The following is a 25,412-nucleotide window of genomic DNA, read 5'->3' on the forward strand; positions in this document are numbered from 1 at the left end:
GTTCAACCTCCGACGATCAGTGGGCTGGCTTGCAGCAGGCGACGAACCATCGCGCTCAAGCCAGGAGGAGATAGCAGGGTGATTTCAAATTCGGGCCCGGTCACTTTCAGGTTCAGCGGCAGGCGCGGCGGGTAGGCGTTGGTTTCGATGTGCCGCAGGCGGAATTGCAGGTGATGACGTTCCTTGACTGTCGGCTCCAGCAGCAGGCCGGGCAGGGGATGAAAGTCAGCGTCCAATACCGTCACCTTGTGGCTGGCGTTGACTTCGCCCACCACGTGCAGGCGTTCGTCGAGGGCAAATGCGCCGAGGTAATTGCTGTGGTCCGACTCATCGTTTTTCTGCAGCTGGATCTGGTTGACCACCTTGACCTTGGTGCCGGCCGGCACGTCCTGGGTGATCACGCAGGACGGACTGATGAACACGTTGTCACCGATCAGCACGTAACCGAGCACCCGTGCGCCGGAGCCGACTTCCACGTTGTTGCCCAGCCGCGGGTGGCGCTTGCCGTCCGGGTTGTTGGCGATGCCCCGGGCGCCGAGGGTCACGCCGCAGAGGATGTAGCAGTCGTTGCCGATCTCGCAGGTTTCACCGATGACCGTGCCGTAACCGTGGTCCAGCACAAAGCGCCGGCCGATCCGCGCCGCGGGGTGAATTTCGGCGCCGGACAGGATCTTGCCCTGGTTGCTCAGCTTCAGGGCGATGGCGGAAAACACGCCGTTGTTCTTGTCCGGGAAATTCCACACCAGGTGCGCCAGGCGGTAATACAGCACGGCCTTGAACGAGGCGTAGGACTCCAGGATCAGCTCTCCGCGCCCACGGGACGCCGGGTCGCGCCAGGCATAGGCGATCAGGTCTTCGGCCACCGCCTGGGCCGCCGCCTGGATCAGCGGCGCGAGATGCGCCTCCAGCTGCTTCAACTGCGCAGGCGTAAGCGTGGTGATGAGGTGGGTGAGCAACTCATCGTGCAGTTGTTGCATGTCGATAAAGCCCCCCATGGAGGCACCCCCGCAATAGTTGTTATTCAAAACAGGGCAGATAGCTGTCGGCACTGTCGTAGACCATGGTCAGCACGACGGTGTCGGTGGGCAGCTCCGGCGCCAGCTTGGCGATGGCTACCATGTTGGCGGCCGACGACAGCCCGAGGCTGATGGCGTCGGTGCGCATGATGCGTTTGATCATGTCGAGGCATTCCTGGCGCGACACCTTGAGCATCCCGTCAATGATCGCGACGTTGAGAATGCTCGGGATCAAGCCGATCGACAGGCCCTGGATATGGTGCGGCGCATGGCGGTCGCTGAGCAGGTCGCACTCTTCCGGCTCCACCCCCATCACGCGGATCGCCGGCCAGGTGCTCTTGAGGGTTTCGCCGATGCCGGTGATATGGCCCCCGGTGCCGATGCCGCTGACGAAGTAGTCCACACGCAGCTCGCCGAAGGCGCGGATGATTTCCCGGGCGGTGGTGTCACGGTGGGTCTGCGGGTTGGCGCCGTTGCGCTGCTGGTTGAGCATCACGTAGCTGGGGTTTTCCAGCTGCAGCTCCATGCACTTTTCGCCGTGGGAATTGTTGCCCAGGCGGCTGTCCGACAGCACCACCCTGGCGCCGTACAGGCGCAGCAGTTTCTGCTTCTCGGGGCTGTAGTTGTCGGGGATCACCAGCACCACTTTATAGCCCAGCACGTTACCGGCCATCACCAGGCCGATGCCGGTGTTGCCGCCGCTGGGCTCGATGATGGTTTGCCCTGAGCCACGAATCAGAATGCCCCGGCGCTCGGCGTCGAGGATCATGCCCAGGGCGATGCGTGCCTTGTGGCTTCCGCCGGGGTTGAGGGATTCCAGCTTGGCGTAGACCTCGATGCCGAGGTCTTCGGAAAACTGTTCCAGGCGCACGATGGGCGTTTGGCCAATGGCGTCGAGTATCGAGTTATGCAACATCAAGTAAGAGCCCATGGCCGCTGATCAGTACAAAGGCATGTCGGGTTCGACGTCGCGAACCCAGTGTTTCATGCCACCTTGCAGTACTTTGGTGTTGGCGAATCCGGCGGCCAGCAAGGTGCTGGCGGCTTGCTCCGCGCGGGTCCCGGCGTAGCAGATGAGGTAGTGCGTGTTGTCGCGGCTGAGGTTGGCGAGTTGCCCGTCGAGCTCGGCCAGCGGGATGTGCACCACCCCCGGCAACTTGCACACTTCCAGCTCGCTGGCGTCCCGCACATCCAGCAGTACGTCGGCCTTGCTGTGTTGCTCGAGCAGTTGCTTGAGCACCCGCGGCTTGATGTAGCGTTCTTCGGCCAGGGAAGGTTGGCTTGGCAGGGCGTCGGCGCAGACGGCGGGGGCGATGGTTTGGCTGTGTCGCAGTTCCGAGCAGCAAGGGCAGTCGGCGCGGCGCTTGAAGCGGATCTCGCTGAACTTCATCGCCAGCGCATCAAAGCGCATCAGCCGGCCCGAGAGTGGTTCGCCAATGCCGATCAGCAGCTTGATCGCCTCGGTGGCCTGGATCATCCCGACCACCCCGGGTAATACGCCGATGACCCCGCCGGCGCTGCAGTTGGGCGCCAGTTCCGCCGGTGGTGCCTGGGGAAACAGGCAGCGATAGCACGGCCCGCCTTTATAGTTGAGCACGCTGATCTGCCCGTCGAAGCGGTAGATGGCGCCGTACACCAACGGCTTGCCCAACTGCACGCAAGCGTCGTTGACCAGGTAGCGGGTTTCGAAATTGTCGGTGCCGTCGATCACCAGGTCATAGGCGCCCACCAGTTCCAGGGCGTTGTCGGTGTTGAAGGCGGTGTCGTAGGTGTTGATCTGGATGTGGCTGTTGAGGTCCTGCAAGCGCTGCTTGGCGGACTCGACCTTGGGCAGGCCCAGGGTGCTGTTGCCGTGGACGATCTGGCGTTGCAGGTTGCTGCTTTCCACCACGTCGAAATCCACCAGCCCCAGGGTGCCGATGCCGGCTGCCGCCAGGTACAGGCTGATGGGCGAACCGAGGCCGCCGGTGCCGATGATCAGCACGCGGGCTTTCTTCAGGTTCAACTGGCCTTCGCGGCCGACGCCGGGCAGGGTGATGTGGCGCACGTAGCGCTGCACTTCTTCGTTGCTCAGTTGGTCGACGTCCATGCCGCCGGAGGTGGCCAGCAGTACTTCGATTTTGGCTTCTTCCGGTAACCTGTCATCGGCGTTGATCAGTTCTTCTTCGGCGATAAAGAGGAAGTGCTCCTTGATCTGGTTGTTATTTTCGTGAAACAGGTGCGCACGTAAATTCGGATGGTTATCGCACAGGTTTTCAATGACTTCGCGCAATGTCGATCCGGCACCCTCGAGGGTCGATGCTGGCAGCTTGGCCACGCGGACCAGGATGTCGGGGAAAGAGACAGCGTTCATGCACAACTCCGTTTGCAGGTCGTTGAAGGGGTTTTGGGCGAAACGTTTGCCATCCCAGGCAAACAGCTTGGAACCTTGGGTCTTGCCCTGGCGAACATCCACCACCAGGTAGCTTACGGGGTAGATCGGCTCGCCCATGAAAAGGGCCTTGTCCTGGTCTTCGTCGCTGAAATACGCGCCGACGTCAGGGTGGGAGTGGTAGATCACCACCACCGGGTTATCACTGCGAAACGCCTTGTTCATCATCAGCGTGTCGGCCACCGAGAAGGTGTAGCCGTTGGCGGCGCTGCGTGAATACATATCCGGGTTCTTGCTGTGCAGCTCGTTCTGGATGTTGCTGCCCAGGTACACGCTGCCATCGGCGAAAACGAAACCGCAGCATTCCTCGGGGTAGCTGCGGTCGGCGTGGGCGTAGATCTGCTCCAGTGCGCTTGGGCTCAGGACCTTCATCTCAGTTTTTCTTCGCCAGGAGCTTTTCGATGGGCAGCTTGGTGATGGCAAAGCCGGCCAGCAGGATCGCCGAATACATCATCAGGTCCCTGGAAATCTGCACGCCCTCGTACCAGGCCCCGATGATCACCGCGAACACCGGGAAGATGATGAACACGAAGGACAAAATGATCGGGCTCAGGCGCTTTAGCAGCATGAAATACACGATAAAACCGCCCACCGAGGCCACCAGCCCGAGGTAGAACAGCGCACTCCAGGACCGCAGGGTGATGTCTTCAAAGGTCGGGGTTTCAAACCACAGCCCGGCGACAAACAGCATCAACCCGGCGATGCCGATGGGCAGGGTGTTGTAGGTGATCACGCTGATGGCACTGCCTTGTTTCTTGGTAATCACGTAGCACAAGGCATGCATGATCGCCGCAGCGAGGATCGCCAGCACGCCGAAGAACTCGGCGTGGTCCAGGTGCAGGCCCTGGCTCTTGATGATCATGTACAGGCTGCCGAACCCGATGGCGATGCCGATCACCTGGGAAAAGTAGATGCGCTCGCGCAGGAACAGCGCGGAGAAAATCAGGATAAACACCGGCATGCAGCTGAACAGCAGCGCGGTGAGGCCGGACGAGACATGCATTTCGCCGTAGTTGAGCAGGTAATACGGAACGCTGAAGTAGGACAGCGTCACAAACACGAAGAACCAGCGGCTTTCCCGGGGAAACAGGATCGGCTCGCGGCGCACCCAGGCGAAACACAGGAACAGCGGAAACGCGATCAGGAACCGCAGCCCGGCGGAGGTCAGCGGTGGCACGCTTTCCACGGCGATCTTGATGCCCAGCCAGGTAGTGCCCCAGCTGAGACACACGATCAGGAACATCACACTGGTAATCAGCCCGGCCAACCACTGCTTGTGAGTTTTTGTTTTTCCAGCATTTTCGAGAACGGCGGACATTGGCATCGTGACATTGCTTCCATGAGACCGAATTGACCTCTATATTGAGTGCCATGATTCGGTGATTGAACCCGTAAAAGCACACTATTAGGGCGAATGATGGCTGTCAAAACAAATATTGACATGGTGTCAATTATGCGAGAAGGACTCTCCAACGGGCAGGGCGTGAAGTACAAGCGCCTGTCCGATGTCATGGAGCGAGGCATCCTTGAAGGCTTGATTGAACCGGGAAGAAAACTGCCGCCTCATCGGGTGCTTTCCGACAATCTGGGGGTCACCATTGGCACCATCAGCCGCGCCTACGGTGAGCTGGAACGCCTGGGGCTGGTAGTTGCGCGGGTGGGCGACGGCACTTTCGTACGCAAGCGTGGGATGGAGCGCCAGCGGGATGAAGGCTTTCGCAACTTCAGCGACGAGCCGCGGCAATACTTTGATATGAGCCGCAACATGCACATCCCCGGGCAGGAGACCACGTTTCTGGCCCAGAGCTTCCAGACGCTGGCGAACAACGCCAAGTTCTTGCAGGACATCAGTGCCTACACCCCGGATGCCGGGCTGCCGCGTTACCGGGCGGCGGGTGCGCAGTGGCTGGTGCAGCGGGATTTCCACCCGATTCCCGAGCAGGTGATTTGCGTGAACGGCGGCCAGCATGGGTTGCTCTGCGCAATGATGGCGCTGTTGCGAGCCGGCGATACAGTGGTGACCGAACAGTTGACCTATCCGGGGCTGATCACCGCCGCGCGCATGCTGGGCATCCGCCTGATCGGCCTGGAAATGGATGAAGAAGGGCTGCTGCCGGGGGCGCTGGATGAAGTCTGCCGCAATCACCGGGTTTCGGCGTTGTACTGCACGCCGACCATCCAGAATCCTACGACAGCGGTGCTGTCGGTCGCGCGCCGTGAGGCATTGGTGAAGGTCTGTCGAGAACACAACCTGCTGATTCTTGAGGACGAGGCCCACGGTGTGCTGGTGGAAGACCGTCCGCCGCCCCTGAGTCATTTTGCTCCGGAGCGTACGATTCTGATCAGCAGCCTGAGCAAGGCGGTATCGGCAGGCTTGCGGGTTGGGTACGTGCATGCACCGCCGGCGCTGGTCAGCCGGATTTCTGCGGCCTTGCGTTCCACCTGCTGGATGGCCACGCCGGTCACCCTGGAACTGGCGACCCAGTGGATCGAAAACGGCACGGCGGAACACCTGTTGCACCAGCAGATCCAGGAAATCAGCCGCCGCAAGGCACTGGTGGAAGGTTTGTTGATCGGGCTGGAGTACCGCACTCACCTGAACAGCCCGCACTTCTGGATCGAAGTCCCGGAGCCATGGCGCGCGTCGGAAATCGAAGCGGAGTTAAAGCAGAACAATTACCTGATTGCGACAGCCGAAGCGTTTGCCGTGGGGCAGACGGCGGTGCCGCAATTCATTCGGGCGAGCATCTGCAATACGTCGGGGGATGATCAGTTGCTGCTGGATGGGTTCGATGCGCTGGCGACGGCGCTGGGGCAGGGCGGCGGGCGGTTTCACCTGTGAACCCAACAGCTTGTTGTGAACATGACCCCTGTGGCGAGGGAGCTTGCTCCCGCTGGGCTGCGAAGCAGCCCCAAAGCCATTCACTAAATACCAGTCGTCTGGTTTGCGACTGCTGCGCAGTCGAGCGGGAGCAAGCTCCCTTGCCACAGAAGCTCCCTCGCCACACAAGCACCTTGGCCAGCGCGCGGAGTTACTTGAACCGCCGCTCCACCCCTTTCTCCACCAGTATCTTCGCCGAAATCTCTTCCACCGAAAAATGCGTGGAATTGATGTGCGCAATATTTTCCCGGCGGAACAGATTTTCCACCTCCCGCACTTCAAATTCGCACTGCGCATAGCTGGAGTAACGGCTATTGGGCTTGCGCTCGTTGCGAATCGCCGTCAGGCGGTCCGGGTCGATGGTCAGCCCGAACAGCTTGTGCTGGTGCGCGCGCAGGGCGCTCGGCAGCGTCAGGTGCTCCATGTCGTCTTCGGTCAGCGGGTAGTTGGCCGCGCGAATCCCGAACTGCATGGCCATATAAAGGCAGGTCGGCGTCTTGCCGCAGCGGGACACGCCCACCAGGATCAAATCAGCCTTGTCGTAGTAGTGGGTGCGGGCGCCGTCGTCGTTGTCGAGGGCGAAGTTCACCGCCTCGATCCGCTCCATATAGTTGGAGTTATGGCCAATGGAGTGAGATTTTCCGACAGAGTATGACGAATGTTCACTTAACTCTTGTTCCAGCGGCGCCAGGAAGGTAGAGAAGATGTCGATCATGAAACCATTGGAGGTGGCGAGGATCTCACGAATGTCCTGATTGACGATGGTGTCGAAAATGATCGGACGAAATCCGTCTTTTTCGGCCGCCAGATTGATTTGTTGTACCATGGCTCGCGCTTTATCCACGCTATCGATATAGGGTCGCGTGAATTTGCTGAAGGTAATGTTTTCGAACTGCGCCAGCAGGCTTTGACCCAGGGTTTCGGCTGTAATGCCGGTGCCGTCGGAGATAAAGAAAGCAGATCGTTTCATTTGAGCCTTGGGCCTTAAGCTGATGACGAATCTTGGATATGATAGGCGCGATTTTGCCGTCCCGCAGTGGGCCGCATTCTCACTTATTTTCCAGGTCCAGGCCACAAACGCCGGTAACCGCTCCTACTGAGCCGCCGGCGTCCTGAGCTTTTCCAACACAGAAAGTGGAGAGATCACCTTGGTAGAGTACGTAGTTTCCCTCGATAAGCTCGGCGTCCATGATGTAGAGCACGTAGGGGGCAAGAACGCATCCCTGGGCGAGATGATCAGTAATCTTGCGGGTGCCGGTGTATCGGTGCCAGGTGGTTTTGCCACCACCGCCCAGGCTTACCGTGATTTCCTCGAGTTGAGCGGCCTCAACGATCAGATCCACGCCGCCCTCGATGCGCTGGACGTCGATGACGTCAACGCCCTGGCCAAGACTGGTGCCCAGATCCGTCAATGGATCATGGAAGCCGAATTCCCCGAGAAGCTCAACGCCGAGATCCGCACCGCGTTTGCCACGCTGTCGGCCGGTAACCCCGACATGGCTGTCGCCGTGCGCTCCTCGGCCACCGCCGAAGACCTGCCTGACGCCTCCTTTGCCGGCCAGCAGGAAACCTTCCTGAACATCCGCGGCGTGGAAAACGTGATCCGCGCGGCCAAGGAAGTGTTCGCCTCTCTCTTTAACGATCGCGCCATTTCCTACCGCGTGCACCAGGGTTTCGACCACAAGCTGGTGGCCCTGTCTGCCGGTGTGCAGCGCATGGTGCGTTCGGAAACCGGCACCGCCGGCGTGATGTTCACCCTGGACACCGAATCGGGCTTCCGCGACGTGGTGTTCATCACCGGCGCCTACGGCCTCGGCGAAACCGTCGTACAAGGCGCGGTGAACCCGGACGAATTCTACGTCCACAAACACACCCTTGAAGCCGGCCGCCCGGCCATCCTGCGCCGCAACCTGGGCAGCAAGGCGATCAAGATGATCTACGGCGACGAGGCCAAGGCCGGTCGCTCGGTGAAAACCGTTGATGTCGACAAGGCCGAACGCGCGCGTTTCTGCCTGACCGACGCCGAAGTCAGCGAACTGGCCAAACAAGCGATGATCATCGAGAAGCACTACAAGTGCCCGATGGACATCGAATGGGCCAAGGACGGCGACGACGGCAAGCTGTACATCGTCCAGGCCCGCCCTGAGACCGTGAAGAGCCGCACCTCGGCCAACGTCATGGAACGCTACCTGTTGAAAGAAACCGGCACCGTGCTGGTGGAAGGCCGTGCCATCGGCCAGCGCATCGGCGCCGGCAAGGTGCGGATCATCAAGGACGTGTCCGAGATGGACAAGGTCCAGCCAGGCGACGTGCTGGTCTCCGACATGACCGACCCGGACTGGGAACCGGTGATGAAGCGCGCCAGCGCCATCGTCACCAACCGTGGCGGGCGTACCTGCCACGCGGCGATCATCGCCCGCGAGCTGGGGATTCCGGCAGTGGTCGGTTGCGGTAACGCCACCCAACTGTTGAAAGACGGCCAGGGCGTAACCGTGTCCTGCGCTGAAGGCGACACCGGCTTCATCTTCGAAGGTGAGCTGGGCTTCGATATCAAGCAAAACTCCATCGACGCCATGCCCGACCTGCCGTTCAAGATCATGATGAACGTCGGCAACCCGGACCGCGCCTTCGATTTCGCGCAATTGCCGAACGCCGGTGTGGGCCTGGCCCGCCTGGAGTTCATCATCAACCGCATGATCGGTGTGCACCCCAAGGCCCTGCTGAACTACGACGGCCTGCCGCCGGACATCAAGGAAAGCGTCGACAAGCGCATCGCCGGCTACAACGACCCGGTGGGCTTCTACGTCGAGAAGCTGGTGGAAGGCATCAGCACCCTGGCAGCGGCGTTCTACCCGAAAAAGGTCATCGTGCGCCTGTCGGACTTCAAGTCCAACGAGTACGCCAACCTGATCGGCGGCAAGCTTTACGAGCCGGAAGAAGAAAACCCGATGCTGGGCTTCCGTGGCGCCTCGCGCTACATCAGCGAAGCCTTCCGCGACTGCTTCGAGCTGGAATGCCGTGCCCTCAAGCGCGTGCGCAACGAGATGGGCCTGACCAACGTCGAAATCATGGTGCCGTTCGTGCGCACCCTGGGTGAAGCGAGCCAGGTGGTGGACCTGCTGGCTGAAAACGGCCTGTCCCGTGGCGAGAACGGCCTGCGCGTCATCATGATGTGCGAGCTGCCATCCAATGCCATCCTGGCTGAAGAATTCCTGGAGTTCTTCGACGGCTTCTCCATCGGTTCCAACGACCTGACCCAGCTGACCCTGGGCCTGGACCGCGACTCCGGGATCATCGCCCACCTGTTCGACGAGCGTAACCCTGCGGTCAAGAAGCTGCTGGCCAACGCCATCCAGGCGTGCAACAAGGCCGGCAAGTACATCGGGATCTGCGGCCAGGGCCCTTCCGATCACCCGGACCTGGCCAAGTGGCTGATGGAGCAGGGCATCGAAAGCGTCTCGCTGAACCCCGATTCCGTACTGGAAACCTGGTTCTTCCTGGCTGAAGGTCAAGCCCAGGCGTAACACGCAACACCCAAAAGTGCCGGTCAACCTTGCGGTTGGCCGGCATTTCTCATTCTGTACAGGGCGGAACTCCTTCCGGACGCCGCCCTTTTTTGTGCAAGAGCATTATGCAAAGCAGCAGCAACCTGTTTCCCGTCGCCTTGATCAGCGCTGAGCGTCGTGGCGACCTGAGTGAAGATGTGTATCGGCTGAAACCCGGCAACAGCCCTGACGGTACCGTCGAGCTGGCCGTGACCCGCCTGGGCCTGGCTGACGTCCCGGAAAACCGGGGCGTGCCGGTGGTTTTGTTGCATGGCAGTTTTTCCAACCGCCGCTTCTGGTACTCGCCCAAGGGGATCGGCCTGGGCGCCTACCTGGCGCGCGAAGGGTTTGACGTCTGGATCCCGGAAATGCGCGGTCACGGGCTGTCCCGGCGCAACCAGGACTACGCCAGGAATCGTGTCGCCGACTATGCTCGCTACGACTTGCCGGCCATTGCCGCCTTCGTGCGTGAGCAAAGCGGGCAGATTCCCCACTGGATCGGGCATTCCCTGGGTGGCACAACCCTGGCTGCGGCCCTGGGTGGGCAGCACCTTGGCGCGCCGGCAGTGGCCTCGGTGGCGCTGTTTGGCTGCCAGGTCAGTCGCACGCATTGGCCGTTGAAGTTGCCACCGGTGGAGTGGACCGGTCGCCTGCTCTTGAAACGTTTCGGCCAATTGTCCGGCGCTCGGTGGAAACGCGGCCCGGAGGACGAGCCGGCGGGCGTATTGATTGAAGCCATGCGCTGGAATGGGCTGTTCGGCCGCTTTGGCGAAGGTAAGCAGGATTGGTGGAAAGGCCTGGCCGAGGTTGACGTGCCGCTGTTGGCGGTGAGCGCCGCCGGCGATCACCAGGACCCGGACTGGGCCTGTCGCAAGCTCTTTGAGCAGGTCGGCTCCGAGCATCGCCAATACCTGTGCCTGGGGCGCCAGCAAGGGTTCAGCGGGGATTTCGGGCATGTCGAGATGCTCGTCAGCAAGGCCGCCCAGGCTGAAGTGTGGCCGCTGGTGACGCGCTGGTTGAAAAATCCGCTTACACCTTTGCTGGGGGCGCAGGCGCAGGAACTGGCAGCGGTTTGAGCGCAAGGCTCTATCAGGGGCGTTTCGCTTGTTTGCCGTAGAGGCTAAGATATGACGCGTTGGGTGGTTCTGGTCATATTCAGTCGCGCAGTGGGTCTTGCGTTGCTATCCGATGGGCCTGACTATTCGGCCCGGATTAAAGAACCTTCACGGCAAAGCGTTTCCAGATGTAAGTAAACAGTGGGATGTTTGACACCTTCTTTCACCTACAGGAGTTTCTCGATGAACCATTACCTTACCCCCGACCTGTGTGACGCCTATCCGGAGCTGGTGCAGGTGGTTGAGCCGATGTTCAGCAATTTCGGCGGCCGGGACTCCTTTGGTGGCGAGATCGTGACCATCAAGTGCTTTGAAGACAATTCCCTGGTCAAGGAACAAGCCGAGCTCAATGGCGCCGGCAAGGTGCTGGTGGTCGATGGTGGGGGTTCCCTGCGCCGCGCGTTGCTGGGCGACATGATCGCCGAGAAAGCCGCGAAAAACGGCTGGGAAGGGCTGGTGATCTACGGCTGCATCCGCGATGTCGACGTGATCGCCCAGACCGACCTGGGCGTGCAGGCCCTGGCCAGCCACCCGATGAAGACTGACAAGCGCGGTATTGGCGATTTGAACGTGGCGGTGACATTCGCCGGCGTGACCTTCCGCCCGGGCGAGTACGTGTACGCCGACAATAACGGCGTGATCGTCTCCCCAAGCCCGCTGAAAATGCCTGAATAAATAGCCGTAGCCGACAGGGGTGAGGATGTTCGAGGAAGAAAACGCGCAGTGGGGGCTGGTGCATGCCCTGGTGCTGGACGGTAAAGGTGGTGCGCGTTCGATTGCCCGGACAGAGCTTGATGAGCTGCAACTGCAGCCTCAGGAAAGCCTGTGGCTGCATTGGGACCGTAGCCATCCCCAGACCCAGACCTGGTTGCGCAAATCCAGCGGCCTCAGCGAATTCGCCTGTGACCTGCTGCTGGAGGAGAACACTCGCCCACGCCTGTTGCCGCTGCCGGATGCCGAACTGCTGCTGTTTTTGCGCGGGGTCAACCTCAATCCCGGCGCCGAACCGGAAGACATGGTCTCGGTGCGGATCTTTGCCTCGGCAGCGCGGGTGATTTCCCTGCGTTTGCGCCCATTGCGCGCCACCGACGAGTTGCTGGTGCAACTGGCAGACGGCAAGGGGCCGAAGACTTCCTCGGAACTGGTCCTGTATATGGCGCAGTACCTGACCAACAAGGTTCAGGATCTGGTCAGCGACTTGTCCGAAATCGTCGATATCGAAGAAGAAAAACTGGATGCCGACGAACGGTATACTCCGGAGCACGGCAGCGTTTTGCAGATCCGTCGGCGCGCCGCCGGGCTTAAACGTTTCCTGTCGCCGCAGCGGGATATTTTCGCGCAGTTGACCCGGATCAAATTGCCCTGGTTCTGTGACGACGATGCTGACTACTGGAACGAATTGAACAACAGCCTGACCCGCTACCTGGAAGAGCTTGAGCTGGCCCGGGAGCGCGTGGGGCTTGTGCTGGAGACCGAAGACCGGCGTTTGAGCCTGCGCATGAACCGCACCATGTACCGCTTCGGGATCATCACCGGGATCTTCCTGCCGATGAGTTTCCTGACCGGTTTGCTGGGCATCAATGTAGGCGGAATTCCGTTCTCTTCCAGCCCTTACGGGTTCCTGATTGCCTGCCTGATGATGGTCACGGTGGCGGTCGGGCAATGGTGGTTGTTTCGACGGTTACGTTGGGTTTGAGCTGAATGTGACCTGAACGTGGAAAGAGGTCATGTGACCCGAAGAATTTTACCCTCGTCTTTTAAATCACTTGCGAGAGGTTTTTTATGCACGATCCGTTCGAACAGTCTTTGCGTGACATGCTCAATGCCTCGCCGTCCAACCGGGACGACGATGCTTGCCTGGGTCGCGTCTTGAAAACCGCCAACCGCCAGGTCGGGGCGGGGGATCTGTTCGGTCTGCTTGGCCGCTGGTTGCCGGCGTTGATGATGGCCTTGAACAATGGTTCGGCCCATGTCTCACCGGTTTCCCGTCGTAAACCTCTTGCTCGCACTGCTGATAAGGCTGAATGAATATGGAACTCGATCTCTGGACCCAGAGTCTGGTAACTGCAATGACTGCGTTGTGGACCAAGGTGGCGAATTTCATTCCCAACCTGTTTGGTGCACTGGTGGTGGTACTGCTGGGTTTTGTCGTGGCCAAGCTGCTTGACACCCTGCTTTCCAAATTGCTGGCTAAGCTGGGTCTTGATCGATTGATGGGTGGCACCGGCCTGACCAAGATTTTGGGGCGTGCCGGGTTGCAAGTGCCGATCTCGACACTGATCGGCAAGATCGTTTATTGGTTTGTTTTGCTGATTTTTCTGGTTTCTGCGGCTGAATCCCTTGGACTTGAGCGAGTTTCAGCTACGCTCGACATGCTGGCGCTGTATTTGCCGAAAGTATTCGGTGGCGCGCTGGTGTTGCTGGTAGGGGTTTTGCTGGCGCAACTGGCCAATGGCCTGGTGCGTGGCGCGGCTGAAGGCGTGGGTCTGGATTACGCCAGCGGCCTGGGGCGAATTGCCCAGGGTCTGGTGATTATCATCAGTATTTCGGTCGCGATCAGCCAGCTGGAGGTCAAGACTGACCTGCTGAACCATGTGATTGTGATTGTTTTGATTACCGTTGGTCTGGCCGTTGCGCTGGCCATGGGACTGGGAAGCCGGGAAATTGCCGGGCAGATTCTTGCGGGAATCTATGTGCGTGAGCTATATCAGGTTGGGCAACAAGTGCGTGTGGGCGAGGTCGAAGGGCAGATCGAGGAGATCGGCACGGTCAAGACGACAGTGCTGACGGACGATGGCGAACTGGTGTCGCTTTCGAACCGGATCCTGCTGGAACAGCATGTGACTAGCCGCTAACCCGGCGAATCCTGCTAATGTACGCCGCCGCAAACCTGGGTATCCAGGCCATGGCGGACATTGACCTGACTGTCGGCACGACTTGTTTTGAATAAAGCCCAAACGCTGTCCACGCGCTATGACCCCCGTGAGCTCTCTGATGAGGAGTTGGTCGCGCGCTCGCACACGGAGCTGTTTCACGTAACACGCGCGTACGAAGAATTGATGCGCAGGTATCAACGCACTCTGTTCAACGTTTGTTCAAGGTATTTAGGGAACGATAGAGATGCGGATGATGTCTGTCAGGAAGTGATGCTCAAGGTGCTATACGGCCTGAAGAACTTCGAGGGAAAATCGAAGTTCAAGACATGGCTCTATAGCATCACGTACAACGAGTGCATCACGCAGTATCGGAAGGAACGGCGAAAGCGTCGCTTGATGGATGCTTTGAGTCTGGACCCCCTTGAGGAAGCGTCTGAGGAAAAGGCGCCTACCCCGGAAGAAAAGGGCGGACTCGATCGCTGGTTGGTGCATGTGAATCCGATTGACCGGGAAATTCTGGTGCTACGATTTGTCGCAGAGCTGGAGTTTCAGGAGATCGCTGACATCATGCATATGGGTTTGAGTGCTACAAAAATGCGTTACAAACGCGCTCTTGATAAATTACGTGAGAAATTTGCGGGCAGCACTGAAACTTAGTGCGTGGCAAATATCTCTTACGTGTAGGCAAGTTCTGTTAGACTTGTCGCCGAGTTGTCCCCCGGTATGTGGGACTGCTTTACAATCACCAGATGGGGATTTAACGGATGAAACTGAAAAACACCTTGGGCTTGGCCATTGGTACTCTTATTGCTGCCACTTCTGTCGGCGCTCTGGCACAAGGCCAAGGCGCAGTTGAAGGCCAGCTGTTTTACAAAAAGCAGTTCAACGATAGCGTCAAACATATCGAAGACGGCTTCAATCCTGGCGCCAGCATCGGTTACTTCCTGACCGACGACGTGTCGATCAACCTGAACTACGACACTACCAACCACACCCGTTCGAACGACGGTACTGGCAACCAGAAGATCAAAGGTGATACCGGCAGCGTTACTGCCCAGTACCACTTCGGTCAAGCTGGCGTCGACTCCCTGCGTCCATACGTAGAGGGCGGTTTCGGCCACCAGAGCCGTACCAACGTTGAAGCTGATGGTCACAAAGGTCGCGATCAATCGACCCTGGCTATCGCTGGCGCTGGTGTGAAGTACTACTTCACCGACAACCTGTTCGCACGTGCTGGTGTTGAAGCTGACTACGCTATCGACAACGGCAAGTGGGACTACTCCGCACTGGTTGGCCTGGGCGTAAACTTCGGCGGCAACGCTGGCAAAACTGCTCCAGCTCCTACCCCAGCACCAGCTCCAGAGCCAACCCCAGAGCCAGAAGCTCCGGTTGCTCAGGTTGTTCGTGTTGAGCTGGACGTGAAGTTCGACTTCGACAAGTCGGTTGTTAAGCCTAACAGCTACGGCGACGTGAAAAACCTCGCTGACTTCATGAAACAGTACCCACAAACCACCACCGTTGTTGAAGGTCACACTGACTCCGTCGGTCCTGACGCTTACAACCAGAAGCTGTCCCAGCGTCGTGCTGACGCTGTTAAGCAAGTCCTGGTCAAAGACGGTATCGCTCCTAACCGTGTAAGCTCGGTTGGTTATGGCAAGTCCCGCCCAGTTGCTGACAACGCAACTGAAGCTGGCCGTGCTATCAACCGTCGCGTAGAAGCCTCGGTAGAAGCACAAGCAGCTCAGTAATTACTGAGTTGTAGAAAAAAGCCCGGCTTAGGCCGGGCTTTTTTTCGCCTGCAATTTGCCTCAGGCCGTGGCGCTGGCCAGGGCCGCAAGCGCCTGCGTCGCTTGAGCAACCCGGCCAATCACCAGGATAGCCGGGCTCTTGAGCGCGAATTCGTGCGCATCATCCTGCATCCGGGCGAGGCTGCTGCGGCATTCGCGCTGTTGTGGCAGTGAAGCGTTTTCAATCATCGCCACCGGCATGTCATCGCTCATGCCACCTTCCAGCAATTGCCGGCGGATTTCCCCCAGTTTCGCCACCCCCATATAGATCACCAGCGTCGTGCCGCCCTCTGCCAGGGCCCGCCAATTGAGGCTGCTGTCGTCCTGGGTATGGGCCGTGACCAACGTGACGCCACGGCTGACACCGCGCAACGTCAGCGAGATATCGCAGTTCGTTGCCCCGGCCAGCCCTGCCGTAATGCCGTTGACCAACTCCACTTCCACCCCTTGCTGCCTGAGCCACGCCGCCTCTTCGCCGCCGCGACCAAAAATGCACGGGTCGCCGCCCTTGAGCCGCACCACGCATTTACCCTGCCGGGCATAACGCAACATCAGGCGATGGATAAATGCCTGTGGGGTGGAACGGCAGCCACCGCGTTTGCCCACGGTGATCAGCCGTGCAGCGGGGCAATGCTCCAGCAGCGCCGGGTTGACCAGATCATCGATCAGCACCACATCGGCTTCCCGCAGGGCTCTCACCGCCTTGAGTGTCAGCAGTTCCGGATCGCCGGGGCCTGCGCCCACCAGCCAGACTTTTGCGCTCATATGCTTGCCTCACACTCTGATCGCGATTGGCTGCTCGCCGCTCGCCAATAACCGTTTGATTTCCGGCACACAGGAGCCGCATTGCGTGCCGCAACCCAGTTCCTGCTTCAGCCCGTTCAGGTCCAGGCCCCGGGCAATGCCGGCGCAGACCGCGCTTTCGCTGACGTTCTTGCAGTTGCACAGCGTCTTGTTGCTGCTTGAGCCGCCCCCCGGTGGCGCACTCAATGGCGCCAACAACCAGCGGCGTAACTGCTCATCGGTGCGACCTTCCAGCCACAGGCTTTGCAGCCAGTGGCGAGCCAGGGTTTCGCCAGCCAGGCGGATCGCGGTGATACGGCCTTTTTCAATCTTTACCCGCTTGCCAATGGAGCGCCGCGGGTCGTCGTACGCCATCACGGGGCCGTCGTTGAGGCCCAGCAGTTGGTCGATCTGCTTGAGCAGTTCAAGGGCGGGCGCCTCGTGATGCGCCGCACGAATCAGCAGGGCAGGCCGCTCGCGTCCGGTCAGGCTCAGGCTGACGTAGGCAAAGCCGTCACACAGCGGTCGCAACGCTTCGAAGTGTTGCTGCACATCGCCTTCAATCAGCGCAAACAAGTGCCAGGGCAGTCGCACCGCCTCCAGGCGCACGCCGCTGTGCTTGAGTTCCGGCTGTTTGGACAGCGGGTCGAATGCCGGCTGGGTCAGCGCATTTACGCCGCCTTTAAGAAAACGGTCGCCCCAGTGCATCGGCAGGAAAGCCTGGCCGGGACGCACGCTGTCATCGCTGCCGACGGCCACAATCACGCTGCCGCGCCGGCTTTTCAGGCTGACCAGATCCCCTTCCTTCAAGCGATGGCGACGCAGTTCGTCCGGGTGCAGGCTGAGCACTGCTTCACTGACATGGCCGAACAGCTGCGCAGCGGTGCCGGTGCGGCTCATGCCATGCCATTGGTCCCGCAGGCGGCCGGTGATCAGGGTGAGTGGGAAGCGCGCGTCACGCTGCTCCTTGGCGGCGCGATAAGGGTCGGCGACAAAGTGCGCGCGGCCAGTCTCCGTAGGGAAAAATCCGTCGGTGTACAGCCTTGGTGTTCCGCCCACCGCATCGGCCGGGAATGGCCATTGCTGCGGGCCTATCCGGTCCAGCAGCGCGTGGCTGATACCCGACAGGTCCAGGTCCCGGCCACGGGTCAGCAGCTTGTATTCATCAAAGATCTGTGCCGGTTGCTCAAAGGCAAAAAGCCCCGGTTTTCCGGGACAAAGACGCTGCTCCAGGCGTTGGGCAAAATCCACGGTGATTGCCCAGTCCGGCCGCGCTTCCCCAGGTGGGGCGATGGCTCGGCGAACGTGGGAAATGCGCCGCTCAGAGTTGGTCACTGTGCCTTCCTTCTCGCCCCAGCTCGCGGCTGGCAGCAACAGGTCGGCGTAACGCGCCGTCTCGGTTGTACGAAAGGCTTCCTGTAGCACCACGAACGGACACGCTTCCAGGGCCTGGCGCACGGTGTTCTGGTCGGGCAGGGATTGGGCGGGGTTGGTGCACGCGATCCACAAGGCCTTGATCTTGCCGGCCTGCATCTGTTCAAACAATTCGATGGCGGTCAGCCCGGTGCTGGCCGGCAGTTGGTCGACCCCCCAATACGCGGCTACTTCTGCCCGATGTTCGGGGTTGGCAGCCTCACGATGGCCAGGCAGTAAATTCGACAAACTGCCGGTTTCCCGCCCACCCATGGCATTCGGCTGACCCGTCAGGGAGAAAGGTCCGCAGCCAGGGCGGCCGATGGTGCCGGTCGCCAAATGCAGGTTAATCAAGGCGCTGTTCTTCGCGCTGCCGGCGGTGGACTGATTGAGCCCCATGCACCACAACGACAGAAAACTCGCCGAGGTGCCGACCCATTCCGCACACAGGTGCAGTTGCTCGACACTGATCCCGCACAACTGCGTGACCATTTGCGGTGTGTAGTCGTGAACCAGGCGTTTGAGTTCGACCAGGCCGTCGGTATGGGCCTGGATAAAGTCGCGGTCGATCCAGTCTTCCCACAACAGCAAGTGCAGGATCCCATGGAACAATGCGACATCCGTACCCGGCAGAATCGCCAGATGCAGGTCCGCCAAGTCGCAGGTGTCGGTGCGCCGGGGATCAATTACCAGCACTTTCATCTGTGGCCGGCGGGCCTTGGCTTCCTCCAGGCGTCGGAACAACACCGGATGCGCGTAGGCCATGTTACTGCCGACGATCATCACGCAGTCGCTCGACTCCAGGTCCTCGTAGCTGCACGGTGGCGCGTCGGCCCCCAGGCTGCGCTTGTAGCCGACCACCGCCGAAGACATGCACAGCCGCGAGTTGCTGTCGATATTGTTGGTGCCCACCAGCGCTCGCGCGAGTTTGTTGAAGCTGTAGTAATCCTCGGTCAGCAACTGCCCGGATATATAGAACGCCACGCTGTCCGGCCCGTGTTCAGCGATGGTTTCGGCAAACACGTTCGCCGTGTGCTCCAGGGCGGTATCCCAGTCGGTGCGGCTGCGGGCCAGGCCTTTGCCCAGCCGCAGTTCCGGGTACAACGCGCGGGCCGCGAGGTCTCCGGTGAGGTGCAGGCTGGAGCCCTTGCTGCACAATTTTCCGAAGTTGGCCGGATGACTCGGATCGCCACTGACGCCGAGGATCTGCGAGCCATCATGCTCGATCAGTACGCCGCAACCGACCCCGCAGTAGCAGCAGGTGGACGCGGTGGTCTGGCGGTTCATCAACCGGCGTCCCGCAGCGCCAACATCACCCGGCCGTTTTCCACACGGGCCGGGTGGTGATGGGCGCAGCCGACGTCCGGTGCCTGGGCCTCCCCGGACTCCAGGTCGATCTGCCAGTTGTGCAGCGGGCAGGCCACGCGCTTGCCGTAGATCAAGCCTTGGGACAGCGGGCCACCCTTGTGCGGGCAGCGGTCGTCGAGGGCGAAAACCTCGTCGTCACTGGTACGAAAAATCGCGATGTCGCCTTTTGGCCCGCTGATGATGCGCGAGCCCAGGGCATTTATTTCTTCGAGGGCGCAGATATCCAGCCAGTTCATGCCGGCACCTCCAGCAGTTTGACGGGGATGGTGTCGAATTCCTTTTTCAGCAGCGGCTGTTCCAGGCGTTCTTTCCACGGGTCCTGCTCGAACGACAGGGAAAATTGCAGGCGTTCATTCAGCGCCTGGCGCCGCGCGGGGTCTTCCAGTACAGCCTTCTTGATGTGCTCCATGCCGACCCGTTGCAGGTAGTGCACGGTGCGCTCCAGGTAGAAGGCTTCTTCCCGGTAGAGCTGTAGGAAAGCGCCGTTGTATTCGCGCACTTCTTCGGCGGTTTTCAGCTTGACGAAGAACTCGGCGACCTCGGTCTTGATCCCGCCGTTACCGCCGATGTACATCTCCCAGCCGGAATCGACGCCGATGATTCCCACGTCCTTGATCCCCGCTTCCGAGCAGTTGCGCGGGCAGCCGGACACTGCCAGCTTGACCTTGTGGGGCGACCACATATTGAACAGGTCATGTTCCAGCTCAATCCCCAGTTGCGTCGAGTTCTGCGTACCAAAGCGGCAGAACTCGCTGCCGACGCAGGTCTTCACGGTGCGGATGGATTTGCCATAGGCGTGGCCGGATGGCATATCGAGGTCTTTCCATACGCCGGGCAAGTCCTGCTTCTTGATGCCGAGCAAATCGATGCGCTGCCCGCCGGTAACCTTGACCATCGGCACGTTGTACTTGTCGGCCACATCAGCGATGCGCCGCAGTTCCGACGGATTGGTCACACCACCCCACATCCGCGGGACTACCGAATAGGTGCCGTCTTTCTGAATATTGGCGTGGGCGCGTTCGTTGATCAGGCGCGATTGCGGATCGTCTTTTGCCTCGCCGGGCCAGGTGGAGATCAGGTAGTAGTTGAGTGCCGGGCGGCAGGTGGCGCAGCCGTTCGGGGTGCGCCAGTTCAGGTAGCTCATGGTGCCGGCGATGGTCAGCAGGTGCTGGTCGCGGATGGCCTGGCGGATTTGCCCGTGGTTGAGGTCGCTGCAGCCGCAGATGGCTTTTTCGCTTTTCGGTTTGACGTCCGCCGCGCCGCCCACGGTGTTGATCAGGATTTGTTCCACCAGCCCGGCGCAGGAACCGCAGGAACTGGCAGCCTTGGTGTGCTTCTTCACATCATCGACGCTGAACAGCCCGTGTTCCTGAATCGCCTTGACGATGGTGCCCTTGCACACGCCGTTGCAGCCGCAGACTTCGGCGGTGTCGGCCATGCTCATGGCTTTGTCCTGGCCTTGGTGGCCTACATCGCCCAAAGCATTTTCACCGAACATCAGGTGATCGCGGATCTCGCCAATGGCATGGTTCTCACGGATCTGCCGGAAATACCAGCCGCCGTCAGCCGTATCGCCGTACAGGCAGGCGCCGACGAGGATGTCGTCCTTGATCACCAGCTTCTTGTACACGCCGCCAATCGGGTCGGAAAGCGTGATGGTTTCCGTGCCTTCGCCGCCCATGAAGTCCCCGGCGGAGAACAGGTCGATGCCGGTGACTTTCAATTTGGTGGAGGTCACCGAGCCTTGATAGCGCGCGAAGCCCAGCTGGGCGAGGTGGTTGGCGCAGACCTTGGCCTGCTCGAACAGCGGTGCCACCAGGCCGTAGGCAATCCCGCGATGGCTGGCGCATTCGCCGATGGCATAGATGCGCGGGTCGTAGGTTTGCAGGGTGTCGTTGACCAGAATCCCACGGTTGCACGGGATGCCGGATTTTTCCGCGAGTTCGGTGTTGGGGCGGATGCCCGCAGCCATCACCACCAGGTCGGCGGGGATCACATCGCCATTCTTGAATTGCACCGAGCCGACGCGGCCGTTGCCAGCGTCATGCAGCGCCTCGGTCTGCTCCTTCAAGCGAAACACCAGGCCACGGCTTTCCAGTTCGGTTTGCAGCAACTGGCCGCTGGTCTTGTCCAATTGCCGTTCCAGCAGCCACTCGCCGATATGCACCACGGTCACGTGCATGCCACGCAGCATCAGGCCGTTGGCGGCCTCCAGGCCCAGCAGGCCGCCGCCGATGACGACCGCGTGCTTGTGGGTCTTGGCGGTGTCGATCATGGCCTGGGTGTCGGCGATGTCGCGGTAGCCGATCACACCCTGCAACGTATTGCCCGGGATCGGCAGGATAAACGGCGTGGAGCCGGTGGCGATCAGCAGGCGATCGTACTCGGCCTCGCTGCCGTCTTCGGCGATGACTTTGCGTTTGACCCGGTCGATCTGCACCACTTTGCGGTTAAGCAACAGCTTGATGTTGTTATCGAGGTACCAGCTCAAGTCATTGAGCACGATCTCTTCGAAGGTCTGCTCACCGGCCAGCACCGGCGACAGCAAAATGCGGTTGTAATTGGTGTGGGGCTCGGCGCCGAAAACGGTGATGTCGTACAGGTCGCTGCTCAGCTTGAGCAATTCTTCAAGGGTGCGAACCCCGGCCATGCCGTTGCCGATCATCACCAGTTTGAGTTTCTTCATGTCGTTCTCCGCAGTGGCTCGACAAATCGTGCGCAACAAAAAAAGGCGTCCCCGCTACGTAAGTAGCGAGGACGCCTTTGTCCTGGTCCCGTTCTCTCGGGAAGCCCGACCTTCGACGTTGAAGGTGCGGCTATATGTGTGTTGATGGGAAAGCTAATGCAGCGGTTGTGCCAAGTAGGATTTTGGCCGGTTTTGCTAAGTGAGGCGGCGATGTATCGAGAAAATTCGCCTCTTAGTGGTGCAACAGCCAGTACAACAGCACCAGATTGATCAGCAACGACAGCACGGCCAACGTTTGCCAGACCTTCAGCGGTTCGCGCTCCAGCAGCGGTTTTGGTCGCGTGCTCAACTCGCGGCGATCCGCCTGCTCCAGTACCAGCAACCATTCCTCGGCAGTTTCATAACGCTGCTCGGGTTGCGCGGCGACTGCGCGCTCCAGGCTCTGTTGCAGCCAGTCGGGCAGGTCGGGGCGGTAGCGGCTGGCGCCGACAGGCGTAATGAACCTGGGACGCTGGAAAGCTTCGATTTCGCCGTAGGGGTAATGCCCGGTGAGCAGGTAATACAAGGTCACACCGACGCTATACAGGTCCTGTTGCGGGGTAGGGCGTTCGCCATTGAAGGCTTCCGGGGCGATAAAGCTTGGCGTGCCAGGCAACAGGTGCGCGCGATCCTCCGAGAGCCCGGGGCAGTAGGCCAGGCCGAAGTCCAGCACACGCAATTCGCCATCCTCGGCCAGCAGCAGGTTTTCCGGCTTGATGTCGCGGTGCAGGATCTGCCGGCGGTGCAGCAGCCCGACGGCACGCAACAGGCGCTCTGCCAGGGTTTGCCACTGCGCCAGGGGCAATGGGCCCTGGTGCTTGAACAGTTCGGCCAGGGTTTGGCCGGAGTATTCACGCATCACGTAGTACAAATGCTGACGGCCACTGGCTGGATGGACTTCAGGAAACGCGCGGCCGGCGACCCGGCGCAGGAACCATTCCTCTGACAGCAATGCCTGGGCGGCGAACACGTCATCGTCGTGGCTGAGCGGCAAGGTCTTCAGCAGCCACGCCTGTTGATGGGCATCGCGCACCCGATAGAGCAAGGATTGGCGGCTTTGCCCCAACAGCGACTCTACGTGCCAGCCTTCGAAGCGCTGGCCGGGTTTCAGGGGGGGCGGCAGGGGCCATTGCTGCAACTGCACCAGCGCATCGCCGAGGGTGGCGGCGCCAAGCTGGTCGACGCGGACCAGCAGGGCGCTGGCGTTGTCCTGGCTACCGGCCAGGTGCGCGGCGCTGACCAGGGTGTTTACCGCGAGGTCCAGGTCCGACTGTTCCCGCAGGATTGCGCTGATGTTGTTGTCATCCAGGGTCGCCCACACGCCGTCGCTGAGCAGCAGGAAACACTCGCCTGCCCGCAACTCGCCGTCGAGGAAATCCAGCACCAGATGCTGATCCAGGCCCATGGCGCGCTTGAGCACATGCTGCATGCCCGGTTGCTCCCACACATGCTCCTGGCTCAGGCGCTGCAACTGGCCATCGAGCCAGCGGTACACCCGGCAATCACCCACATGGGCCAGGGTGAAACGCTGGCCGCGAAACACCAGGGCGCTGAGGGTGGTCAGCAACGGCTGGCCGCCGCCGTTGGCTTGCAGCCAGCGATTCTGGGCCACCAGCAAGCGTTCCAGGGCCTGGGCCACGCCCCAGGTTTGCGGCGTGGCGTAATAGTCCAGGGCCAGCGCTTGCAAGGTCGAGCGCGCAGCCAGTCCGCCATCGGCGCATTGGCTGACGCCATCGGCGATGGCACACAGGTAGCCTTTGCTGGCGGCCAGCTCCGGGGCGGGGGTGACCAGGCGCAAGGCGTCCTGGTTTTCCTGCCGTGGGCCGGTGGCGCTGGCTTGGGCGAAGCTCAGTTGCAGGCTCATCAGACCCGTGCAGCCGTCACCGCAGCCGAGCCCCAAGTGGTTCTCCAGCGACGCTTGACGCCGTACAGGCCGAACCAGGCCAGCACGCCCAGGCTGGCGAACAACCACAGCGCCAACTGATAGCTGCCGGTGCTTTGCTTGATCGCGCCCATGCCCGCCGCCAGGGCGAAACCGCCGATGCCGCCGGCCATGCCGATCAGGCCGGTCATCACACCAATCTCGCGGTGAAAGCGTTGGGGCACCAGTTGGAAGACTGCACCGTTACCGGCACCCAAACCGAGCATGGTGCACACAAAAAGCGCCAGTGCTGCGTAGGAGCTTGGCAGGTTGAACCCCACCGCCGCGATGCAGATCGCTGCCACGCCGTACATGCCGAGCAGGGTGCGAATCCCGCCGAAACGGTCGGCCAGGGCGCCGCCCAAAGGCCGCATCAGGCTGCCGCCGAATACGCAGGCGGCGGTGTAGTAGCCGGCAGTGACGGGGCTCAGGCCGTATTGGTCGTTGAAATAGCCGGGCAGGGCGCTGGCCAGGCCGATGAAACCACCGAAGGTCACACTGTAGAAGAACATGAACCACCAACTGTCGCGGTCGCCCAGGGCTTTGAAGTAGTCGGCCATGGACTTGGCCTTGGGTCGTTGCGGGGCGTTGCGGGCGAGCCAGGCGAAGACGATCAGCGTCAGGATCAGCGGGATCAGTGCGAAGCCGAACACATTGCTCCAGCCAAACGCGGCGGCGAGCACCGGTGCCAGCAGGGCCGCAAACACCGTCCCGGAGTTGCCGGCGCCGGCGATGCCCATGGCCTTGCCCTGGTGCTCGGCGGGGTACCACTGGGACGCCAGGGGCAGGGCGACGGCGAACGAGGCTCCCGCCATGCCGAGGAACATGCCCAGCAGCAGGGCTTGCTCGTAGCTGTGGATTCCGAGTTTCCAGGCGACGAACAAGGCGCCGATGACAATCACCTGGCCGATCAGGCCGGCGGTCTTGGGGGAGAGTTTGTCGGCGAGCATGCCCATCAGGAACCGCAGCACTGCGCCGGCCAGGATGGGGGTGGCGACCACCAGGCCGCGTTGTTGGGTGGTGAGGTGCAGGTCGGCGGCGATTTGTACCGCCAATGGGCCCAACAGGTACCAGACCATGAAGCTCAGGTCGAAATACAGGAACGCGGCGAACAGGGTCGGGGTGTGACCGGATTTCCAGAAGCTTGATTTCATCACGCACCTCAGCGGTAAGGGGTCTTATGAGAAGGCCTGGTGATGGAACGGCTGTGGCCGCCCCATCGGCCCCGGGCTATGGGGCCAAAACGAAAAAACGCCGCCACCGGGTTCGCTGGGGCAAACCGGGTGTGCGACGTCTTTGTCGTGGAGGGGGCAACCGCCGTTGGCTACCTGTGGGGATTCTTTAGCAAGAGGTGGGCCAACAGGGGGTGGGGGCGTTGTGGTGTGGTGTACATATCCGTTGCTGCGGTAACGGCGGCTTAGGGTTCCGCTCTTACAGCGGGTCACTTTTGGCAAACGCCCGGAATGCCGGCCCAGCCAAAAGTAAAAGGTCTTTGCCCCACCACTCGGTGCCTCGCTTAGGCTCGGCATGCCCGCACTCCGGCCATCGTGG

General features: G+C 60.8%; 20 protein-coding genes. 9 read left to right on the top strand and 11 right to left on the bottom strand.

Annotation, left to right across the window (positions count from 1 at the left end; genetic code table 11):
• Positions 1 to 2 precede the first annotated feature (2 nt).
• The 4 genes from HX801_RS27205 to HX801_RS27220 are packed head-to-tail and all read right to left on the bottom strand — an operon-like array spanning position 3 to position 4,714.
• On the bottom strand, positions 3 to 995 hold the full coding sequence (locus HX801_RS27205; RefSeq protein WP_003214992.1) for a serine O-acetyltransferase: 993 nt from the start codon (positions 993 to 995) through the stop codon (positions 3 to 5).
• A gap of 22 nt (positions 996 to 1,017) precedes the next feature.
• Positions 1,018 to 1,932 (bottom strand): PLP-dependent cysteine synthase family protein, encoded by a 915-nt coding sequence (locus HX801_RS27210; RefSeq protein ID WP_043225528.1) that lies wholly within the window; start codon positions 1,930 to 1,932, stop codon positions 1,018 to 1,020.
• Positions 1,933 to 1,956: 24 nt separating this feature from the next.
• A complete protein-coding gene (gene moeB, locus HX801_RS27215; RefSeq protein WP_177023063.1) occupies positions 1,957 to 3,819 on the bottom strand; it encodes a molybdopterin-synthase adenylyltransferase MoeB in 1,863 nt (620 codons plus the stop codon).
• 1 nt (position 3,820) lies between these two features.
• Positions 3,821 to 4,714 (bottom strand): DMT family transporter, encoded by an 894-nt coding sequence (locus tag HX801_RS27220; protein ID WP_166742189.1) that lies wholly within the window; start codon positions 4,712 to 4,714, stop codon positions 3,821 to 3,823.
• Positions 4,715 to 4,864: 150 nt separating this feature from the next.
• On the opposite strand from HX801_RS27220, the gene HX801_RS27225 reads away from it, so the two are divergent.
• The gene (locus HX801_RS27225; protein WP_032899027.1) at positions 4,865 to 6,289 is read left to right on the top strand and encodes a PLP-dependent aminotransferase family protein; all 1,425 of its coding nucleotides are present in this window, start codon (positions 4,865 to 4,867) and stop codon (positions 6,287 to 6,289) included.
• A 190-nt stretch (positions 6,290 to 6,479) separates the two neighbouring features.
• Here the strand turns inward: HX801_RS27225 and HX801_RS27230 are convergent, their stop codons facing one another.
• A complete protein-coding gene (locus HX801_RS27230; RefSeq protein ID WP_003215001.1) occupies positions 6,480 to 7,298 on the bottom strand; it encodes a pyruvate, water dikinase regulatory protein in 819 nt (272 codons plus the stop codon).
• Between the two features lie 178 nt (positions 7,299 to 7,476).
• Between HX801_RS27230 and ppsA the strand changes: the two genes are divergently transcribed.
• The 8 genes from ppsA (at position 7,477) to HX801_RS27270 (ending at position 15,612) form a co-directional block, all read left to right on the top strand.
• Positions 7,477 to 9,852 (top strand): phosphoenolpyruvate synthase, encoded by a 2,376-nt coding sequence (gene ppsA, locus HX801_RS27235; RefSeq protein WP_003215003.1) that lies wholly within the window; start codon positions 7,477 to 7,479, stop codon positions 9,850 to 9,852.
• A gap of 107 nt (positions 9,853 to 9,959) precedes the next feature.
• Positions 9,960 to 10,949: an alpha/beta fold hydrolase gene (locus tag HX801_RS27240; RefSeq protein WP_003215005.1), complete on the top strand. Its 990-nt coding sequence runs from the start codon at positions 9,960 to 9,962 to the stop codon at positions 10,947 to 10,949.
• A gap of 222 nt (positions 10,950 to 11,171) precedes the next feature.
• Positions 11,172 to 11,663: a ribonuclease E activity regulator RraA gene (gene rraA / locus HX801_RS27245; RefSeq protein ID WP_003215007.1), complete on the top strand. Its 492-nt coding sequence runs from the start codon at positions 11,172 to 11,174 to the stop codon at positions 11,661 to 11,663.
• A gap of 25 nt (positions 11,664 to 11,688) precedes the next feature.
• The gene (locus tag HX801_RS27250; protein ID WP_003215009.1) at positions 11,689 to 12,684 is read left to right on the top strand and encodes a zinc transporter ZntB; all 996 of its coding nucleotides are present in this window, start codon (positions 11,689 to 11,691) and stop codon (positions 12,682 to 12,684) included.
• 86 nt (positions 12,685 to 12,770) lie between these two features.
• Entirely contained in the window at positions 12,771 to 13,016 is a 246-nt protein-coding gene (locus tag HX801_RS27255; protein WP_003215011.1) for a hypothetical protein, read from the top strand.
• Positions 13,017 to 13,018: 2 nt separating this feature from the next.
• Positions 13,019 to 13,843 carry a mechanosensitive ion channel domain-containing protein gene (locus HX801_RS27260; protein ID WP_008432650.1) on the top strand — a complete coding sequence of 275 codons (825 nt, stop codon included), beginning with the start codon at positions 13,019 to 13,021 and terminating at the stop codon, positions 13,841 to 13,843.
• 87 nt (positions 13,844 to 13,930) lie between these two features.
• Entirely contained in the window at positions 13,931 to 14,521 is a 591-nt protein-coding gene (gene sigX, locus HX801_RS27265) for an RNA polymerase sigma factor SigX (protein ID WP_003215014.1), read from the top strand.
• Positions 14,522 to 14,628: 107 nt separating this feature from the next.
• Positions 14,629 to 15,612: an OmpA family protein gene (locus tag HX801_RS27270; RefSeq protein ID WP_003215016.1), complete on the top strand. Its 984-nt coding sequence runs from the start codon at positions 14,629 to 14,631 to the stop codon at positions 15,610 to 15,612.
• Between the two features lie 60 nt (positions 15,613 to 15,672).
• Here the strand turns inward: HX801_RS27270 and cobA are convergent, their stop codons facing one another.
• From cobA to HX801_RS27300, 6 genes are all read right to left on the bottom strand, one after another.
• Positions 15,673 to 16,416 carry a uroporphyrinogen-III C-methyltransferase gene (gene cobA, locus HX801_RS27275; protein WP_003215019.1) on the bottom strand — a complete coding sequence of 248 codons (744 nt, stop codon included), beginning with the start codon at positions 16,414 to 16,416 and terminating at the stop codon, positions 15,673 to 15,675.
• A gap of 9 nt (positions 16,417 to 16,425) precedes the next feature.
• The gene (locus HX801_RS27280) at positions 16,426 to 19,134 is read right to left on the bottom strand and encodes a nitrate reductase (RefSeq protein ID WP_177023064.1); all 2,709 of its coding nucleotides are present in this window, start codon (positions 19,132 to 19,134) and stop codon (positions 16,426 to 16,428) included.
• The gene (nirD, locus tag HX801_RS27285; protein ID WP_003215022.1) at positions 19,134 to 19,451 is read right to left on the bottom strand and encodes a nitrite reductase small subunit NirD; all 318 of its coding nucleotides are present in this window, start codon (positions 19,449 to 19,451) and stop codon (positions 19,134 to 19,136) included. The genes HX801_RS27280 and nirD overlap by 1 nt, the downstream gene beginning before the upstream one ends.
• Positions 19,448 to 21,901, bottom strand: coding sequence for a nitrite reductase large subunit NirB (gene nirB / locus HX801_RS27290; protein WP_003215025.1), 2,454 nt, complete (start codon positions 21,899 to 21,901; stop codon positions 19,448 to 19,450). Before nirB ends, nirD begins: the two co-directional genes overlap by 4 nt.
• A 232-nt stretch (positions 21,902 to 22,133) precedes the next feature.
• Complete coding sequence (locus HX801_RS27295; protein WP_177023065.1) at positions 22,134 to 23,804, bottom strand: bifunctional protein-serine/threonine kinase/phosphatase; 1,671 nt, start codon at positions 23,802 to 23,804, stop codon at positions 22,134 to 22,136.
• Positions 23,804 to 25,015, bottom strand: a complete 1,212-nt coding sequence (locus HX801_RS27300) for a NarK/NasA family nitrate transporter (protein ID WP_003215029.1) — start codon at positions 25,013 to 25,015, stop codon at positions 23,804 to 23,806. Before HX801_RS27300 ends, HX801_RS27295 begins: the two co-directional genes overlap by 1 nt.
• Positions 25,016 to 25,412 lie beyond the last annotated feature (397 nt).

It is taken from the genome of Pseudomonas sp. G1002 (assembly GCF_013385455.1).
Taxonomy (GTDB): Bacteria; Pseudomonadota; Gammaproteobacteria; order Pseudomonadales; family Pseudomonadaceae; genus Aquipseudomonas.

Excerpts from the sequence above, each read along its gene's own strand:
- HX801_RS27255 (WP_003215011.1), top strand. The coding sequence starts at position 12,771 with ATGCACGATCCGTTCGAACAGTCTTTGCGTGACATGCTCAATGCCTCG.
- HX801_RS27260 (WP_008432650.1), top strand. The coding sequence starts at position 13,019 with ATGGAACTCGATCTCTGGACCCAGAGTCTGGTAACTGCAATGACTGCG.
- nirD (WP_003215022.1), bottom strand. The coding sequence starts at position 19,451 with ATGAACTGGCTGGATATCTGCGCCCTCGAAGAAATAAATGCCCTGGGC.
- HX801_RS27240 (WP_003215005.1), top strand. The coding sequence starts at position 9,960 with ATGCAAAGCAGCAGCAACCTGTTTCCCGTCGCCTTGATCAGCGCTGAG.
- moeB (WP_177023063.1), bottom strand. The coding sequence starts at position 3,819 with ATGAAGGTCCTGAGCCCAAGCGCACTGGAGCAGATCTACGCCCACGCC.
- HX801_RS27210 (WP_043225528.1), bottom strand. The coding sequence starts at position 1,932 with ATGTTGCATAACTCGATACTCGACGCCATTGGCCAAACGCCCATCGTG.
- HX801_RS27270 (WP_003215016.1), top strand. The coding sequence starts at position 14,629 with ATGAAACTGAAAAACACCTTGGGCTTGGCCATTGGTACTCTTATTGCT.
- HX801_RS27300 (WP_003215029.1), bottom strand. The coding sequence starts at position 25,015 with ATGAAATCAAGCTTCTGGAAATCCGGTCACACCCCGACCCTGTTCGCC.
- HX801_RS27225 (WP_032899027.1), top strand. The coding sequence starts at position 4,865 with ATGGCTGTCAAAACAAATATTGACATGGTGTCAATTATGCGAGAAGGA.
- HX801_RS27295 (WP_177023065.1), bottom strand. The coding sequence starts at position 23,804 with ATGAGCCTGCAACTGAGCTTCGCCCAAGCCAGCGCCACCGGCCCACGG.
- HX801_RS27205 (WP_003214992.1), bottom strand. The coding sequence starts at position 995 with ATGGGGGGCTTTATCGACATGCAACAACTGCACGATGAGTTGCTCACC.
- HX801_RS27230 (WP_003215001.1), bottom strand. The coding sequence starts at position 7,298 with ATGAAACGATCTGCTTTCTTTATCTCCGACGGCACCGGCATTACAGCC.
- rraA (WP_003215007.1), top strand. The coding sequence starts at position 11,172 with ATGAACCATTACCTTACCCCCGACCTGTGTGACGCCTATCCGGAGCTG.
- HX801_RS27250 (WP_003215009.1), top strand. The coding sequence starts at position 11,689 with ATGTTCGAGGAAGAAAACGCGCAGTGGGGGCTGGTGCATGCCCTGGTG.
- nirB (WP_003215025.1), bottom strand. The coding sequence starts at position 21,901 with ATGAAGAAACTCAAACTGGTGATGATCGGCAACGGCATGGCCGGGGTT.
- HX801_RS27280 (WP_177023064.1), bottom strand. The coding sequence starts at position 19,134 with ATGAACCGCCAGACCACCGCGTCCACCTGCTGCTACTGCGGGGTCGGT.
- cobA (WP_003215019.1), bottom strand. The coding sequence starts at position 16,416 with ATGAGCGCAAAAGTCTGGCTGGTGGGCGCAGGCCCCGGCGATCCGGAA.